This window comes from Komagataeibacter xylinus NBRC 15237 (assembly GCF_001571345.1).
In the GTDB taxonomy this organism is placed as follows: domain Bacteria; phylum Pseudomonadota; class Alphaproteobacteria; order Acetobacterales; family Acetobacteraceae; genus Komagataeibacter; species Komagataeibacter xylinus.
The window spans coordinates 1-15,754 of record NZ_BCTP01000004.1; the positions used below are offsets into that span (position 1 = coordinate 1).

The 15,754-nt window shown below is 58.8% G+C and carries 10 protein-coding genes and 1 pseudogene; 7 read left to right on the forward strand and 4 right to left on the reverse strand.

Annotated elements, in window-relative coordinates:
• A partial coding sequence (locus GXY01S_RS02450) for a TonB-dependent receptor plug domain-containing protein (RefSeq protein ID WP_156470284.1) occupies window positions 1-1,169 on the reverse strand: 1,169 nt, incomplete at its 3' end.
• 337 nt (window positions 1,170-1,506) lie between these two features.
• Between GXY01S_RS02450 and GXY01S_RS18720 the strand changes: the two are divergent.
• Window positions 1,507-1,590 (forward strand): annotated as a pseudogene (locus tag GXY01S_RS18720) (ATP-binding protein); the annotation flags it as partial.
• A gap of 12 nt (window positions 1,591-1,602) precedes the next feature.
• Here GXY01S_RS18720 and GXY01S_RS02455 read toward each other — a convergent pair.
• The 3 genes from GXY01S_RS02455 to GXY01S_RS02465 form a co-directional block, all read right to left on the reverse strand.
• A complete protein-coding gene (locus GXY01S_RS02455; protein ID WP_061271809.1) occupies window positions 1,603-2,736 on the reverse strand; it encodes an anhydro-N-acetylmuramic acid kinase in 1,134 nt (377 codons plus the stop codon).
• A gap of 197 nt (window positions 2,737-2,933) precedes the next feature.
• Window positions 2,934-3,863, reverse strand: coding sequence for an N-acetylmuramic acid 6-phosphate etherase (locus tag GXY01S_RS02460; protein WP_061271810.1), 930 nt, complete (start codon window positions 3,861-3,863; stop codon window positions 2,934-2,936).
• Between the two features lie 32 nt (window positions 3,864-3,895).
• Entirely contained in the window at window positions 3,896-5,080 is a 1,185-nt protein-coding gene (locus tag GXY01S_RS02465) for a serine hydrolase domain-containing protein (protein WP_061271811.1), read from the reverse strand.
• 210 nt (window positions 5,081-5,290) lie between these two features.
• On the opposite strand from GXY01S_RS02465, the gene GXY01S_RS02470 reads away from it, so the two are divergent.
• From GXY01S_RS02470 to GXY01S_RS02500, 6 genes are all read left to right on the forward strand, one after another.
• Window positions 5,291-6,763, forward strand: coding sequence for a sodium:solute symporter (locus GXY01S_RS02470; RefSeq protein WP_061271812.1), 1,473 nt, complete (start codon window positions 5,291-5,293; stop codon window positions 6,761-6,763).
• Window positions 6,764-7,023: 260 nt separating this feature from the next.
• Entirely contained in the window at window positions 7,024-7,968 is a 945-nt protein-coding gene (locus GXY01S_RS02475) for an alpha/beta hydrolase (RefSeq protein WP_061271813.1), read from the forward strand.
• 196 nt (window positions 7,969-8,164) lie between these two features.
• Entirely contained in the window at window positions 8,165-8,908 is a 744-nt protein-coding gene (locus GXY01S_RS02480; RefSeq protein ID WP_061271906.1) for a DUF72 domain-containing protein, read from the forward strand.
• 177 nt (window positions 8,909-9,085) lie between these two features.
• Complete coding sequence (locus tag GXY01S_RS02485; RefSeq protein WP_061271814.1) at window positions 9,086-10,612, forward strand: MDR family MFS transporter; 1,527 nt, start codon at window positions 9,086-9,088, stop codon at window positions 10,610-10,612.
• A 785-nt stretch (window positions 10,613-11,397) separates the two neighbouring features.
• Window positions 11,398-13,371 (forward strand): putative bifunctional diguanylate cyclase/phosphodiesterase, encoded by a 1,974-nt coding sequence (locus GXY01S_RS02495; protein WP_242501273.1) that lies wholly within the window; start codon window positions 11,398-11,400, stop codon window positions 13,369-13,371.
• Between the two features lie 82 nt (window positions 13,372-13,453).
• The gene (locus GXY01S_RS02500; RefSeq protein WP_061271816.1) at window positions 13,454-15,703 is read left to right on the forward strand and encodes an EAL domain-containing protein; all 2,250 of its coding nucleotides are present in this window, start codon (window positions 13,454-13,456) and stop codon (window positions 15,701-15,703) included.
• Window positions 15,704-15,754 lie beyond the last annotated feature (51 nt).

Below are 15,754 nucleotides of genomic sequence, written 5' to 3' on the forward strand. Positions count from 1 at the left end.
ATCTGGTAGGACAGGCTGCCGATAAACCCTTCACGGTGAATGTCATATTCCGTGGTGCGGACGGAAAGCGGGGAGCCACCGAGGGAGGCAGGTGTTGGCGTATATGGCGTGGCGTAAATGCCTTCACCCGTATTGGTATGGCCGTATACGGTGGCAAAACCCTTCAGGTGGTCGGTAATATTGAAATCGAATTTGCCATAACCCAGCACGTCCTGGCGCAGCCCGGCAGAGTTGTAATAGGACTGGTCCTGGTTGGCTATGCCCGCGGGGAAGGGCTTGCCGTTCTGGTACGCCGTGGCGATCTGCTTGGCCAGGGCATAGTTGTTTGTAATATTATCGACGTTATAGCCTTTTGTCTGGATCATCTGTAGCGAGAGATCCTGATAATCGTTTTCCGCGCGCTGGCTATAGTCACCAAAAAGGGTCAGCTTGACCTTATCACCCAGCGGCTGGATGAATTTGGCGTTTGCCTGCTGCTGTTGCTGGATACCATCACCCTTCCACTTGTTGGCATCCTGATAGTCGTAGGAGACATAAAGCCGTCCACCACCGGGCAGGGTGCCGGAATTGATGCGCCCGAAAGTACGCCATGTGCCATATGACCCCACGGTGCCCGCCACATCGGCACCGAATTTTTTGCTCGGGTCAATGGATGTGAATTCCAGTGCACCACCAAGGTCATTGGATGCCGCCACGCCAACCGAACCCGCACCCTGCGCCAGGCTGGCAGGTCCGTTGTTTTCGGTCTGCAGCGCACGACCGATGGAAAGGCCGTTGTCGTTACCATAAGCCAGATTGCCAAGCGGGATGCCATCCATGGTGAAGCCAAGGCGGCTCTGGTCAAATCCACGGATGATGATCTGCTGCGACCATTCATACGACCCCAGCGGATCGGATGAAGTAAACATGACGCCAGGCAGCTTGGACAGTGTTTTGAGGGGGCTCGTGCCGGGGGCGACTTCCTGCAGGGCGAGGTGAGACAGCGACTGTGTTTCACGGGCTGCGCCCGCGCCCATGACGATGATTGATTCCGCCTTTGTTGCCGCTATGGAATCCTTGCTGTCATTTGCCGTGGATGTCGATGTGGAGGGTTTGGCATGCTGGTCGACATGTCCAGCCGCAGGATTTTTCTGCTGGGCACTGGCAGCATGGGCATGCTGAAAAAACAAGGAACTTATACAAGTTGTAAGAAGGAGAATCTTATTTTTTTTCATGTGGAATAATTCCTCATGATACACCCCGTTTGTGTGGCGAATGGACGACGCCGCATACCCTATGTTTTGGGTTTTTGGGTGTCTCGTGATAATTACATGACATTAATATTACAGTATTATGAAATTCATATATTTCATCATACATGTTATAAAAATATATCTTTTCCAGGGTAATTTTATTTCGTTTATGTATAATTTTGGTTTGAATAGATATTTAATCGCACAATTGTTGTTAATTTAGTATATATTTAATGTTTCTGGATGACATGTACAGAATGCTGCGCGCTTCTGATCAACGGTCGACCTAGTCAATGCTCTCGAACAGGAAAAGGCCGTCAACCGGGCCGGGCAGATGGCTGACTGGCTGCTCCGCCTAGCCATGCCTCGCTCAAGCTCCCTCAGCGTCTCCGGTTTTACATATCCATGAGGGTACGGGCATAAGGCCCGCGCAGGTCAGGCGGCCGCCGGGCAGGTTGTCAGGGCCGCCTGTAATGGTTGGCGCCGACAGCGGCAGGCCGCGCACGCTGCGTGCGGCAAGAAAACCGAAACATTGCGCCTCCAGCGCGTCTCCGTTCCAGCCAAGGCTATCCACCGGTTCGACCGCAGCGCCGAGCGCTGCCTGCATTGCGTGCATCAGAACAGGATTATGCCGCCCCCCACCACAGACATACCAGTGCGTCGGCTGAGAGGGCAGGGGCGTGCGCCGAATGGCTTCAACGCTAAAAGCGGCAAGCGTGGCCGCTCCATCCGCCGGCGTGCAGCCCGCGACCCGGTCGAGTGCTGCGGCGAAGGTCTGGCGGTCCAGCGATTTCGGGGCAGGGCGGGCGAAATAGGGGTCGGCCAGCAGGTCTTCCAAAACTGTCTGGTTGACCGTGCCCATCGCCGCCAGTTTTCCATCCACGTCACATGCCGTGCCGGTATGGCGCAAGGCCCAGTCATCAAGCAGGGCATTGCCCGGCCCCGTATCACAGGCATGGATCGTGCCGTCCGCCTCAATCAGGGTGATATTCGCGACCCCTCCGATATTCAGCACGGCGACCGGTCCGGGCGCACCCTGCAACAGGGCCGCGTGAAACCAGGGGACCAGCGGCGCGCCTTCGCCACCGGCCGCGACGTCAGCACTGCGGAAATCGTGGATGACAGCCAGCCCCGTTGCGCGTGATAGAAGCTGCGCATCCCCGATCTGCCATGTACGACGGTGCGCGGGGTCATGCAGGATGGTCTGGCCATGAAACCCGATCAGGTCGACATCTGGCACAAGAACCTGCAACTGCCGCACCGCGTCAACATGGTGCCGGGTTATCTCGTGCTCTACGGCCTTCAGTTCCGGGTCCCGTGGGGAAAGGGCAGGGGCTTCGTCCAGAATTTTCCGGGCACGATGGCGCAGTGCAGCCGGGTAGGGCAGGCTCAGATCCGGCCCGAATCCCTCAATCCGTTCGCCATCCGTGCGGATGACTGCGGCATCCACCCCATCGAGTGATGTGCCGCTCATCAGGCCGATAACCGTGAGCATGCGATTCATTCCTGTCCTTGTCGCAGTCCTGAGTGCCGCCATGACATCATAAAGGTCGGCACGGTAGAATAAGAATGTAGCGCCCGGTTCCGGCCATCGGGCACGAAGGCGCGTCTTTCAATGGTCCGGCCCGATCAGATATGCCCGCCCCGCCAGTTTGCGCCATGGGAGGCAGAATCGCGGTAAAAGCTATTTTTGGTGTCAGGCTACCTTTGCCCTGGCACAGGAGCCTGCCCAAGGATCGCACGCAGGTTGCCATCATGCGCCACAAGTAGGGGTTCGATCTGGCTGGCGGGAATGCCGGCACAGAGCATGACAGCACGTTTGACATTGAACCGCGTGGCCTCGAGCGCGCCCAGGGCCTGCTGCTCGGTGCTGCCGCTCAGGTTGCGCACCATGCGGCAGGCCCGCTGGCGCAGCTTGGCGTTGACCACCCGCATATCCACCATCTGCCCCCGATAGGCATGGCCCATACGAACCATGAGCGTGGTGGAAATCAGATTGAGAGCTGCTTTCTGCGCCGTGCCCGCCTTGAGCCGGGTGGAGCCGGAAATGACTTCCGGCCCCGTCACCACCGTAATGCCCAGTTCCGCAACATCCGTGAGCCTGCTGCCCTGATTGCAGGCAATGCCAATGCTCAGGCTGCCCGCCGCGCGCGCGGCCGCAACCGCAGCGCAGGTATAGGGGGTGGAGCCGCTTGCCGCGATGCCCAGCACCACGTCATCGGGACCGGGGTTATGGGCAAGGATGTCTGTCCGCGCCACGTCTTCGCGGTCTTCTGCCCCTTCCGCTGCCTGATGGAGGGCATCATTCCCACCGGCCAGAAGCAGCACGAGCCGTTCGGGCGCCCAGCCGAAGGTGGGGAGTAGTTCCACCCCATCCTGCATGCCGATCCGCCCCGATGTGCCCGCGCCGACATAGAACAGCCGCCCCCCCGCCAGCAGGCGCGGCAGGGCTGCGTTGATGGCGCGTTCGAGTTCCGGCGTCGCGGCCCGCACGGCGGCAATGGCGCTCATCTGTGATTCCACCAGCGCCTCCAGCACGGACACAACGGGCCACACATCTACATCAGCGTAACGTGGGTCCTGTCCTTCTGTGGCGATGGGCAACACGGGGGCGCTGCTGTTCGGGGTCATGTACCGTAAACTCCGGGGGGATAGGGAAGGGGTCAGCCCTGCGGCGGGAGGAGGGCAAGGGCTGCGGCGGTGGCCACATCGTGCCGCAGGCGCACGACATTGCCACGGCCCGCGGGGTGCAGGCGGCTGGTCAGGATCAGCACATAGCTGTCACTGCCGGGGTCAAGCCAGAGCGATGTGCCGGTAAAGCCGGTATGCCCGAAGGAACCTACGGGAAAACTGTCTCCACGGACGGAGGAATAATGCGTGGAAATATCCCATCCCAGTCCGCGCAGGTCGGATTTTCCTCCTGGCTGCTGTGCGGTTGTCATGAGCATGAGGGTCTTGGATTGCAGCGGGTAGGCCGATGGCCTGCCCGCACGCCGGTCGAGCAGGGCCTGTGCATACAGGCACATGTCATCCGCGTTGGAAAACAGGCCCGCATGCCCGGCCACGCCCCCCATGCGGCGGGCAGATGGGTCATGCACCTGCCCGCGCAGCATATGACCGTTTTCATCCGGCTGGGTGGGGGCAATGCGTGGCTGCCATGTTTGGGGTGGCAGGAAACGCGACTGCCGCATGCCCAGCGGGGTGAGGATGAAGCGCGTGGCATAGGCATCGAGCGTCATGCCCGAGAGTTTTTCCACCACAAACCCAAGCGTGATGAAATTGATGTCGCTATAGATGAAGCCCCGGCCCGGTGGCTGTGACGGCGCGACCCCCATGGCCAGACGGAAGGCGGCCTCGCGCCCCTGCCATGGGTGCTCGAGGTCCAGATCGGGCGGCAGGCCGGAATAATGGGTCAGCAGGTGCCGGATGGTAATGGTGGATTTACCGGTCGCCGCGAATTGCGGCAGGTAGCGCGAGACAGGGTCATCAAGCCCGAAGCGCCCCTGTTCCCACAACTGCATGACGCAGGGCGCGGTTATGACCGCCTTGGTCAGGGATGCCATGTCGAATACCGTATCCCACGTCATGGGTTCGGCCGCGGGAGTGAGGGCGCGCCTGCCATATACGGCCCGATGCACGATCTGCTGCCCGTGGCCGATGGCGCAGACAACGCCCGGTGCTTCGCCCGCGGCCACGGCCTGTTGCAGCCTGCGGTCCACGCCGCTCATGTCCGGGGTGGCGTTGTGGGCGCCGCGTGCATGGGGCGCGCATGCCGTAACGGTTGCGCCACCGGCCAGCATCAGGATATGGCGGCGCTTCAGCCAGGGAGCGGCCGGGAAAACATGCATGAGCAAAGGGTCCGTTAAAAGACGGCATGCCAGATGCCTGATGCACGAACAATACCATCTTCCCCCACCATGACAACGACCCGCCTTGATGCAGCCGGGCGTGGCGGCGGGCGCTGCCGGTCAGGCCCTGGCCCCGGGCCGGGTATTTCTGGCTTTCATATGGTATTCATCCAGTCATATGATTGGCCTTTCTGACCCGATGGAACCGGTATGTCCGCAATCGATATCGCGATTATCTGCATCTATTGCCTGACCCTGCCATTCATCGCATTCGCCCTGTCGGGGCGGCAGGACAGTGTTTCCACCTATATAGGTGGCGGCCATAACCTGCCGTGGTGGGTTATCTGCCTGTCACTTGTCGCAACGGAAACCTCGACCCTTACCATCATCAGCATACCCGGCATCGCTTATGGCAGCGGCATGGTGTTTGTGGGGCTGGCGGTGGGGTATGTCATTGGCCGCGCACTGGTCGCATGGCTGTTTCTGCCGCGTTATTTTTCCGGGCAGGTCAGCAGCGTCTATCAATATCTGGGCCAGCGGTTCGGGCCAGCGATGGAGCGTACCGTATCCGCCACGTTTCTGGTCATGCGCGTGCTGGCGGAGGGCATCAGGCTGTTTGCGGGCATGTTGCCGGTCGCAGCCATTCTGGCATCCATGCACCTGCCCCTGCCACAATGGGCGATCATGCTGCTCATTACCGGCCTTACGCTGTTTTACACGATGTTTGGCGGGCTGCGGGCCGTGGTGTGGTCCGATGCCATACAGCTTGCTGTCTATGCCGTGGGAACGGCGGCCTGCATGGGGCTGCTGTACCATCAGGCGACAGACATGCAGATTCATGCGCTGCGCCACTCCAACAGGTTCCACCTGTTTCACAAATCGGCCCAATTTTTCCTTGATCCTTATACCCCCTGCGCGGCCATGATCGGAGGGGCGATCATGGCCATGGCATCGCATGGCACGGATCAGCTTCTGGTCCAGCGCGTTCTGGCCGCCCGCAACCTGTATGATGCCAGAAAGGCGCTGGTTGGCAGTGGCGTCATGGTTGGATGCCTGTTTGCCATGCTGTCGCTCGTGGGCATGCTGCTCTGGGCGCGCAATGATGAAAAACCGCTGGCTGCAATGGGGCTTCAGACATCGGATGCGCTGTTCCCTGCCTTTATCGTGCATGACCTGCCGCCGGGGCTTGCCGGGTTGCTGATTGCAGGGCTGCTGAGTGCGACCATGGGCTCCCTGTCCGCCACGCTCAATGCCATGACCAGCGCGACAGTGCTGGATTTTGCGGCACCCTGCCGGGCACTGGCGCGGTGTATGGGCCTGTCGGCGCTGGCATTCGCCCGCGTGGTGACCCTGCTATGGGCTGTGGTGCTGGTATGTGCCGCGCTGGCATTTGCCCGGTGTCATGGGCCTGCGGTTGTGTTCGGGCTGTCGGTTGCGTCGTGTTCGTACGGGGCGATGCTGGGGGCCTTTGTGTTTGCCATGTTCAGCAGGCACGCGCTCACGCGGGAGGTTCTGCCTGCTTTTGTCGTGACCGTCGTGACCGTCGTGACCGTCTGTGGCCTCATGATGTTGTGGCACCCTTATGGTGCGACGATCGCCTTTACGTGGCTGGTTCCGCTGGGTGTGATGGTGATGTTTATCTGTGCGCTGGGTTCAAGGGCTATTGGCAAAATATGGCAATAATGGTGCGTCCCGTTCTTTTGGGTGTGTGCCGGATCATATGGTTGCCCCAAATATAAAGCACGCAGGCCAGGGCGGGTGCGAGAATGGAATTGGAACGCGATATTAAGTGCCGCCTGATAGAGCGGCGTTCCTGTATTTCAAATCAGGATGTAAATTTACAAAAATCCGGACAATTCAATTTGTTGTAAGGGTCACTGTCGTTCCGGGCAATGGCTCTTTATGATCGCCTTGACTGGTAAGAGAAATGGAGCATTTTCCCTATGACTACCCTTGGTTTGGTCGATATGGAGCAGCGTGACAGGGTGGCTCTGTTTCCATCGTTTGGCCCCGGGCAGGGCGATCTGAGGGCATTCCGCCGCGATCTGGTCGAGGGGACAACGGCGCTCCTGAAGTCCGGATCGGTCGATTATGAGGCCCGATCGATCCCGGGGCCGGACGGCGCGCCTGATGTTCGTGTCATCATGTTCCGCCCTCCGACTGTCCAGGGCGCGCTGCCTGTCATTCTCTATGTTCATGGTGGCGGCATGATTGCTGGCACACCCGACATGCAGGCCGGTATGCTCGACCGGCTGGCATCGCAAACGGATGCCCTGATCATCTCGGTCGATTACCGGCTTGCACCCGAGACACCTTTTCCCGGTGGACTGGAAGATGTCTATGCCGCCCTTGTGTGGTTGCAGGAGCAGGCCGCCATGCTGGGTGTCGACCCTGACCGCATCACGGTCATGGGCGATAGTGGAGGGGGATGCCTGGCGGCTGCCACGGCCCTTCTGGCCCGCGATCGTGGCAAAATCAGATTGCGCGCACAGGTCCTGATCTACCCGATGCTGGACCTGCGCACAGGTGGGGCGGATGCGCCTGCTGATGACCCGATGACAGGGGAATTTGTATGGACGCGCGCCCAGAACCAGCATGCATGGTCTGCCGTGCGGGGCGACCTGGCGGCTGATGACCCGCGATTTGGCTATCTGTCGCCCGCCTTCATGCGTGGTCTGTCCGGTTTGCCTGCAACATTTATTGTCACCGGCGCGCTGGACCTGTTTCGTGATGAAGATGTGGCCTTTGCCCATCGCCTGTGGCAGGCGGCCGTGCCGACGGACCTCGTCGTCTATGCAAACGCGGTGCATGGCTTCGATCTGCTGCCGTCTTCCCTTGCCGAGCGCGTCCGCCATGACGTAGTGAAAAATGTGCGTCGGCTGCTGTAATACGCATGTTGCTGTCAGGTTGCCCGAAGCCCGGGATGCTGCCACGTTAGTGGATTGTCGCGTGATCCCTCGCATGTTTCAGGCGCAGAAATGTCCTGATCCGTGCGCAGGGTGCATCACGCCCGTTACATGCCGGCACGCAACGGGTAGTGGGTTATGTTAGCCCGTTATTGCCTTTATGGCGAAGGAAGTGATCATGTCCATTCGTGTCGGTATCGCGGGCTGGTCGGCTTTTTCCGCGATGGCTAAAGTGTTGCAGTTACCCGTTACCGGCACGCAACTTGAACGGTATGCCGCTTATTTTTCAACAGTTGAAATCAATTCCAGCTTCTATCGCCCCCATCGGCGCACGACTTACATGCGCTGGGCTGCCAGCGTGCCGCCTGCGTTCCGCTTCTCGGTAAAATTGCCCCGAACCATGACGCATGAACGCCGTCTGGTTGACTGCCAGGCGCTGATCGACCGGTTTGCCGAGGAAACGGATGGCCTTGGCGAAAAACGCGGCCCTGTCCTGGTTCAGTTTCCCCCCAGTCTTGCCTATCCCGGTGATCTGGCCGTGCGTTTCTTTCACGATCTGCGGGCAAGGCTGGCCGGGGCCATCGTGGTAGAACCCAGACATGAAAGCTGGTTCCGGCCAGCGATAGACCATATGCTGACGGAACTACAGATATCACGCGTTGCGGCGGACCCGGCCCGTCCGGCGCCTGCGGCACAACCGGGGGGCTGGAGCGGGCTGGCCTATTTCCGGCTGCATGGCACGCCTGACATCTATAAGTCACGTTATACGCACGAAGCCATTGAGGCCCACGCAAAAGTCGTTGCAGCCCTTGCCACACGCGGCACCGAGGTCTGGACGATCTATGACAACACCACATATGGAGCCGCCGTGCAGAACGGGTTCGAACTGATGGAAGCCTGCGCTGGCATTATTGGGCAATAATGCGCTTTAAGTGTCGGGAGGGGCTTCATGGTCTGCAAGGAGCACCCCTACAGGCTTCTGGTAGCCTGATGCAGAATTATCGCTCCTGATGGAGTTATAAATTGTATCGGACTCTGTGCAACTTTATTTATATCCTGATCGTTTCCGGACTCATTTTTCTCATTACGGGATTTTTTCGTGCAGTCATCTTCCGTGGCAGAGACGGCCTCTGCCTATAGCCCTTCGACACGCCGGCTTGTTTTCATCGGCCTTATCCTGACCATGATCATGGGCGCGCTCGACCAGAGCATCGTCTCGACCGCACTGCCCACGATTGTCAGCGACCTTGGCGGCCTGGCGCATATGTCCTGGGTCGTTACGGCGTTCATGCTCACCTCCACAATCGCCACGCCAATGTATGGCAAATTGTCCGACATGTTCGGCAGGCGGCCGTTGCTGGCGTTCAGCATCGGCTCGTTTCTCGGTGCCTCGCTGCTATGCGGCATTGCGCAGGGCATGGGGCAGCTTATCGTGTTCCGTGGCCTTCAGGGCGTGGGCGCAGGTGGCCTGATGACACTATCGCAGACGGTGATCGGCGATATGGTATCGCCCCGGCAACGGGGCCGCTATCAGGGGCTGTTTACCGGAGCCTTTGCGGTCAGCAGTGTCGCGGGGCCATTTCTGGGCGGTGTGCTGACAGGTGCGCTGTCCTGGCGATGGGTCTTTTGGGTCAATCTGCCGATCGGGCTTCTCGCATTCGGGCTGATCATGCTGAGCCTGCCTGCTGGCCGGGTCGAGGCGAGGCCGCGCATCGACTATCCCGGCGCGGCCCTCCTGAGCATTGCCACGGCTGGCTTCCTGCTGTTGTTCAATGCCCTCGGCACGACCCTGGCATGGACATCGCCGCTCACATTTCTGCTGCTCGGGGGCGCGACGCTCGTGTTCGTGGCGTTCATCTGGCAGGAGCGACGGGCGCCTGAGCCGCTCATCAGTCTTGACCTGCTGCGTATCCCGACCTTTTCCATATGTGTCGCCGCAACCGGCATCATGTCTTTTGCCATGATGGGGTCGATGATCTTCCTGCCCCTTTATTACCAGCTTGTGCTTGGTGAGACACCGGCGGCATCTGGCCTGATGATGTTGCCGCAGGTCGGCACGATGATGATCAGTTCGGTGCTGGGTGGCTATGTTTCGTCCCGCACGCAACGCTACACGCTTCTGCTTTCCATCGGTGTGGGCATCGAATTCACGGCGCTTACCCTGATCGCGCTCTGTGCCCATCATGGCGCGCCTGCCCTGTTCTTCCTGCTCAGCCTCGGATGTCTCGGCGTGGGCATGGGAATTGGCATGCCCAATGCAACAGTCATGATCCAGAATGCCGTGCCAACGGGTTCACTCGGTATCGCCACGGCCATGATGTCTTTCATCCGCTCGCTCGGCGGCTCGCTTGGCGTGGCCCTCTCGGGCGGCGTGATGGCGCTGACCCTGCAGAACCGCCTGAAGGTGCTGCCAGAAAAAATTGACGTGCCCGCATTCCTGGAAAAAGGCATGGCCGCGATCCAGACACTCTCCCCCGCAACGCATGGAGAGGTAACGCAGGCCTATAAAGGTGCCATCAGCGCCAGCCTGAGCGTGAGCAGCAGCTTCATGTTCCTTGCGTTCCTGCTGGTCGTTGGGCTGATGGTGCGCCAGGCCGCTATGGGAAACAGGACGGGGCAGGAGTAGGGCGGCCGCAGTCGCGGCGGTGGCTGCAATCCAGAAATTTCCTTCATGGATTATCAGGCAGAAGATCAGGGCGCATTTTCCAGATAGGAAATAATACCTGAAAAAACATGAATTGCGGACATATTTTTGTTGTCATGTCGCTTTTTGTAGGGTAGCCCTGATCATAGGTTTTGCCGTGATGGCATGCAGGCAGTCATATTCTGCCTGGATGGTACGAATCAGGCACGTCATGTCGCTCAGGAATATCGTGAATCGGTATGACCCTGGGGGTATGCAGGCCCATCTGCCCCCAAAAAGCATATTAAAAAAACTGTTGATGATGTCAGTCAGTTTTGGCGGCAGCATGCTGCCATGCCCTTTTGGCAGGGCGGGAAAGGTGTGGGAAATATACCGGAAAACAAAGGAAATCCGGATAGTTGCCTGATTATGTAACAATAAAAAACACGCAATCTAAAATCAATTAAACTAATTATACCTTACCGAATAAATAACATATCACTTTTTGTTGATTTGTATGGAATGGTCCTGATCGGCGATCGGAAAGAGGCAGATCACGTACAACAATTTATTTATATCTAAGGATATGTGATATAAATGATAAAAAAGACCAGCTATATAAATATAAACTAATAAAAATAATCAATAATATATCAACTAAGCAAATAAATACCATCTGATGTGACGAGGATTTATGCCGCCACGCAGGCGGTATCTATACTTAACCATGTGCTCCCCGATGGAATAATGCCGTGTTGCAATTGTTTAAAATAATGATGGATTCCAACATGCCCCTCCTTATTTCTGCCCTCATCGTGTGTATCGCGGGTTCGTGGATCACTGTCCGCATCATGGCGCGTATTGCCGCGACCCCAGGGCGGCAGAATCATTCATGGTACCTGCAATGCGCGGCCGCAGGGGCCACAACCATATGGTGCACCCACTTTCTGGCACTGCTGGCATATATGCCGGGCGTTGCGGGCCTGCTGAATATTCCGCTTACGCTGTTTTCGTTTATCGTTGCCGCCGCGGGCGTGCTGTCGGCAACCGTCATCGCCACCACCAGCAGGAGCCGGATGGGGCCAGCACTTGGCGGCGCCGTGCTCGGCCTGGCTATTGCGGCCATGCATTATTCCGGCATGTATGCCGTGGAATTTGGCGAGCATATGGCCTGGAGCCTGCCAACAATCGCGCTCTCCCTGTTTCTGGGCACCGTTTTTGGCACGCTGTCCCTGCAATGCCTGCTGCGTAGCGGGAACCGGCATCGTGAAATCCTGGCCACGGTGCTGTTCGTTGCGGCAATCGCGGGGCTGCATTTTGTCGGCGTGTCCGCCATGCGCACGCACATGATGTCCGCCGAGCTTATGGCAACTGGCAATGCGCCTGTCGTGCTGGGTGTTGCGCTGGCCATTACGACCCTTTTGCTCGTGGCTACGGGCGGCAACAGTTTTTCAATTGATGATGCAACGCGCGCGGAATCCTATGAGCGCATGCGGCAGATGGCGTTGCATGATGCCCTGACATCGCTCCCCAACCGCGTCAGCTTCGGTGATCACCTCGATCAGGTGATCGAGGATGCGAAAGCCCAGGGCACGCAGTTTGCACTGATCGGGATTGATCTTAACAAGTTCAAGGAAATCAACGATGTGCGCGGGCATGCCGCGGGCGATGTCGTGCTGATCACCATTGCCAACCGTTTTACCGAGATGCTGGGCGAGGGCGAGTTCGTGGCCCGTCTGGGCGGGGATGAATTCGCAGCAGTCCACCTGACGAGCGACCCCGATGAACTCAATGCCTTTGTCGCCCGCATCGAGGAAGCCATCAACCTGCCCATCCCGATCGAGGACTACGAAGTCACGACCGGTGGCAGCGTGGGGCTGGCCCTGTTCCCCAAGGATGCCACCGACAAGGAAACGCTTGTAACCCGCGCTGACCTCGCCATGTATCGCGCCAAGGCGGACCCGTTGCGCACCGTGGCCTATTACGAGCCTGTCATGGATGAAACGGTCCGCGAAGCGCGCGCGCTGGCGGCGGACCTGAAAACGGCAATGGAAAAAGGCGAACTGAGCCTGCACTACCAGGTGCAGACCGCCATTGCGACGGGTGAGGTCTTTGGCTACGAGGCCCTGCTGCGCTGGAACAGCCCCGAACGTGGAGACGTGCCGCCAGCCCTGTTCATTCCCGTCGCCGAGGAGAACGGTCTCATCATCCCGCTCGGTGAATGGGTATTGCAGACGGCCTGCGCACAGGCGGCAAAGTGGGATGTTGCGTGCAAGCTGGCGGTCAACCTGTCTCCGGTGCAGTTCTTTCATCCTGATCTGTATCGTCTGGTCAAGGAAACGCTTGAAGACACCGGCCTGTCTCCCGACCGCCTCGAACTGGAATTAACGGAAACATCCATCATCGAGGACAAGCAGCGCGCGCTTGAAATCGTGCGCCGGATCAAGGAACTCGGCGTTGGCATTGCACTGGATGACTTCGGCACGGGTTATTCGTCCATTGATACGCTGCGCTCCTTCCCGTTCGACCGCATCAAGCTTGATGGCAGCTTCATGCAGGGGATCGAAACCAATTCCGATGCGGCAGCCATTGTCCGTTCGGTGCTGGTCCTCGGCCGCACCATGAACATTGCCGTGCTGGCGGAAGGGATCGAAACGCCCCGGCAGCTTGAAGTGCTCCGTGGCGAGGGCTGCGTGGCGGGGCAGGGGTTCCTGATCGGTCGCCCCGCCTGCCCGCAAGCACTGGGGCTGCAGCCGGCCTGATGCCACAGCGCCCCCGCATGCCTTTTCAATTCCGTGCAGGCACGCAGCCTGCCTGTCAAATTCTGAACTGTGGCCTATCATCATGAACAAGTTGCTCCTTACCTCGTCCTCCCCAAAGCCCGTATTAACGGGTGATGCCGCCCTGACCCTGCTGACTGACGCGACCGAAGCGATCATTGTGACTGACGACCGCAATGACGTCCTCTTTTTCAATAAAGGGGCGGAAAAACTCTGGGGTTACGCGCAGGATGAAGTGCGTGGCCAGAACGTGCGGATGCTGATCCCCGATTTTGCCTGCCATGAACACGATGCCCCCGCCGCCAGCCACCGCGCGACCGGTCTCGACGCCACGGTCGGCACATCGCGCGAAATCATCTTCGAGAACAGGCACGGTGACTACATCACCGGGGAACTGACGCTCTCTTCAAGCAGGGTCGGCCCGAAAGGCAGCAGATACTATCTTGCCTCCATCAAGGCGGTAACGGAAGAAAACCATCGCAAGAAACTGCTGGACCTGCAGAATACGGTGTTCCAGTCCCTCTCAACCGAAATGCAGATCCAGGATGTGGCTGACCTTGTGTGTCGGGAGGTGGAAAATTTCATTCCCAATACGGTCGCCATCCTTGTCCTGATCGATGAGGACCACCGGCTTCATGTCCTGTCAGGCCCGGGCCTGCCACGGCGCTATGCCGCAGCACTCGAAAACGTAACACTTTCCGATGCGGACATCATGGCCCTGTCCAATGACCTTGACGAGGCGGCCACCGTTGTATGGGAAAGTTATCGCTCGCTCGGCGTGTCGCTGGGGCTGCATGATTGCTGGGCCTCCGCAATCAAGGCCAGCAATGGCAAGATATCGGGCATATTCGCGCTGTTTTCACGCAACACCAGCACAATCAGCGACTGGCCACAGAAAATCGTGGCGGGCTGCGTTCCCTTCTGCAGTGTGCTGATCGAGCAGTATGAAGCGCGTCACCATATTTCCCAACTGGCCAATTACGACCCGCTGACCGGCTTCCTGAACCGGACCGCCATCCATAAAATTCTCAGGAACCTTGTCGGCAAACCGGGTGACAATCATTTCGCCGTGCTGATGCTCAACCTCGACCGCTTTCGCGATATCAACGATGCGCTCGGGCACACCAATGGCGATGACTTTCTCAAGGCCGTGGCGGCACGGATCAAGAGCCTGTGCCGGAGCCATTATATCCTCAGCCGCGCAGGCGGGGATGAGTTTGTCATCATATTGCCCGATACACAGGCAGTCCCGGCTACGGCATTTGCCGGGCGGCTGATCAAGGGCATGGAAGAACCCATCGAAATCGGTGGCAACTTCATCACGGCATCGATCAGTGCGGGCATCAGCATGTTCCCTGAAAACGGGCCGGACAGTGAATCCCTGATCGGCCATGCCGAAGCCGCGATGCGCCTTGCCAAGAAAGATGCCCGCGGCACATTCCGCGTCGCGACGCCAGAAGACCATACCGCGGCACAGGACCGCCTTGTCCTTGGCTCCGCCCTGCGTGATTCCCTGGCGAAGGGATTGCTCAACCTGCATTACCAGCCGCAGATCGAGGCCAAGACGGGCGCGCTCTATGGCGTGGAGGCCCTGTCGCGCTGGCATCATCCGCATCTGGGCAATATTTTCCCCTCCCGGTTCATTGCGGTGGCCGAGGATACCGGGCAGATCGAGGCGATCGGCGCCTGGTGCCTGGAAGAAGCCTGCCGCCAGATCGTGACATGGGACCGCGATGGGGTCATGATCCCGGCGGTATCGGTCAACCTGTCAGCCGGTCATTTCCGCAAGCGTCAGTTGCCCGAAATGATCTCGAACCTGCTGACCCGCTTCGGCATTGCCCCGGCGCGCCTTACGGTGGAAATTACCGAAAGCGTGATGATGGATGAAAACAAGGATACGATGGACGTATTGCACGCCATTCGTGCCCTGGATGTTGGCCTGTCCATGGATGATTTCGGCACGGGTTACTCATCGCTGTCGCGTCTGACCCGCCTGCCGCTGACTGAAATCAAGATTGACCGCAGTTTCATCATGAACCTTGAGCATGACGCCAATGCGCAGGCGGTGACAACGGCGGTGATCGGCATCGGCAACCGCCTGGGCATGACCGTCGTGACCGAAGGGGTGGAGACGGAGGCACAATACGCGCTTCTGGAAAGCCTGCATTGTGATGTCATGCAGGGCTATCTGTTCGCCAAACCCATGGCGCCAAAGGATCTGGAAACATGGTTCAGGCAGCCCCGCAAGATCATGCCCGCAATGCGCAAAGCGTGCGGAGAACAGCCAGCATCCGCTCAGGCTGAAAAGAAATAACCATACGGCCTGACAGGAAGAGGCACGCCACAGCTTTATGGTGGCGTGCCT

What these genes read in the sequence shown, in the direction of transcription:
- GXY01S_RS02455 (WP_061271809.1), bottom strand. Translation starts at nt 2,736, where the DNA reads ATGAATCGCATGCTCACGGTTATCGGCCTGATGAGCGGCACATCACTC.
- GXY01S_RS02460 (WP_061271810.1), bottom strand. Translation starts at nt 3,863, where the DNA reads ATGACCCCGAACAGCAGCGCCCCCGTGTTGCCCATCGCCACAGAAGGA.
- GXY01S_RS02465 (WP_061271811.1), bottom strand. Translation starts at nt 5,080, where the DNA reads ATGCATGTTTTCCCGGCCGCTCCCTGGCTGAAGCGCCGCCATATCCTG.
- GXY01S_RS02470 (WP_061271812.1), top strand. Translation starts at nt 5,291, where the DNA reads ATGTCCGCAATCGATATCGCGATTATCTGCATCTATTGCCTGACCCTG.
- GXY01S_RS02475 (WP_061271813.1), top strand. Translation starts at nt 7,024, where the DNA reads ATGACTACCCTTGGTTTGGTCGATATGGAGCAGCGTGACAGGGTGGCT.
- GXY01S_RS02480 (WP_061271906.1), top strand. Translation starts at nt 8,165, where the DNA reads ATGTCCATTCGTGTCGGTATCGCGGGCTGGTCGGCTTTTTCCGCGATG.
- GXY01S_RS02495 (WP_242501273.1), top strand. Translation starts at nt 11,398, where the DNA reads ATGCCCCTCCTTATTTCTGCCCTCATCGTGTGTATCGCGGGTTCGTGG.
- GXY01S_RS02500 (WP_061271816.1), top strand. Translation starts at nt 13,454, where the DNA reads ATGAACAAGTTGCTCCTTACCTCGTCCTCCCCAAAGCCCGTATTAACG.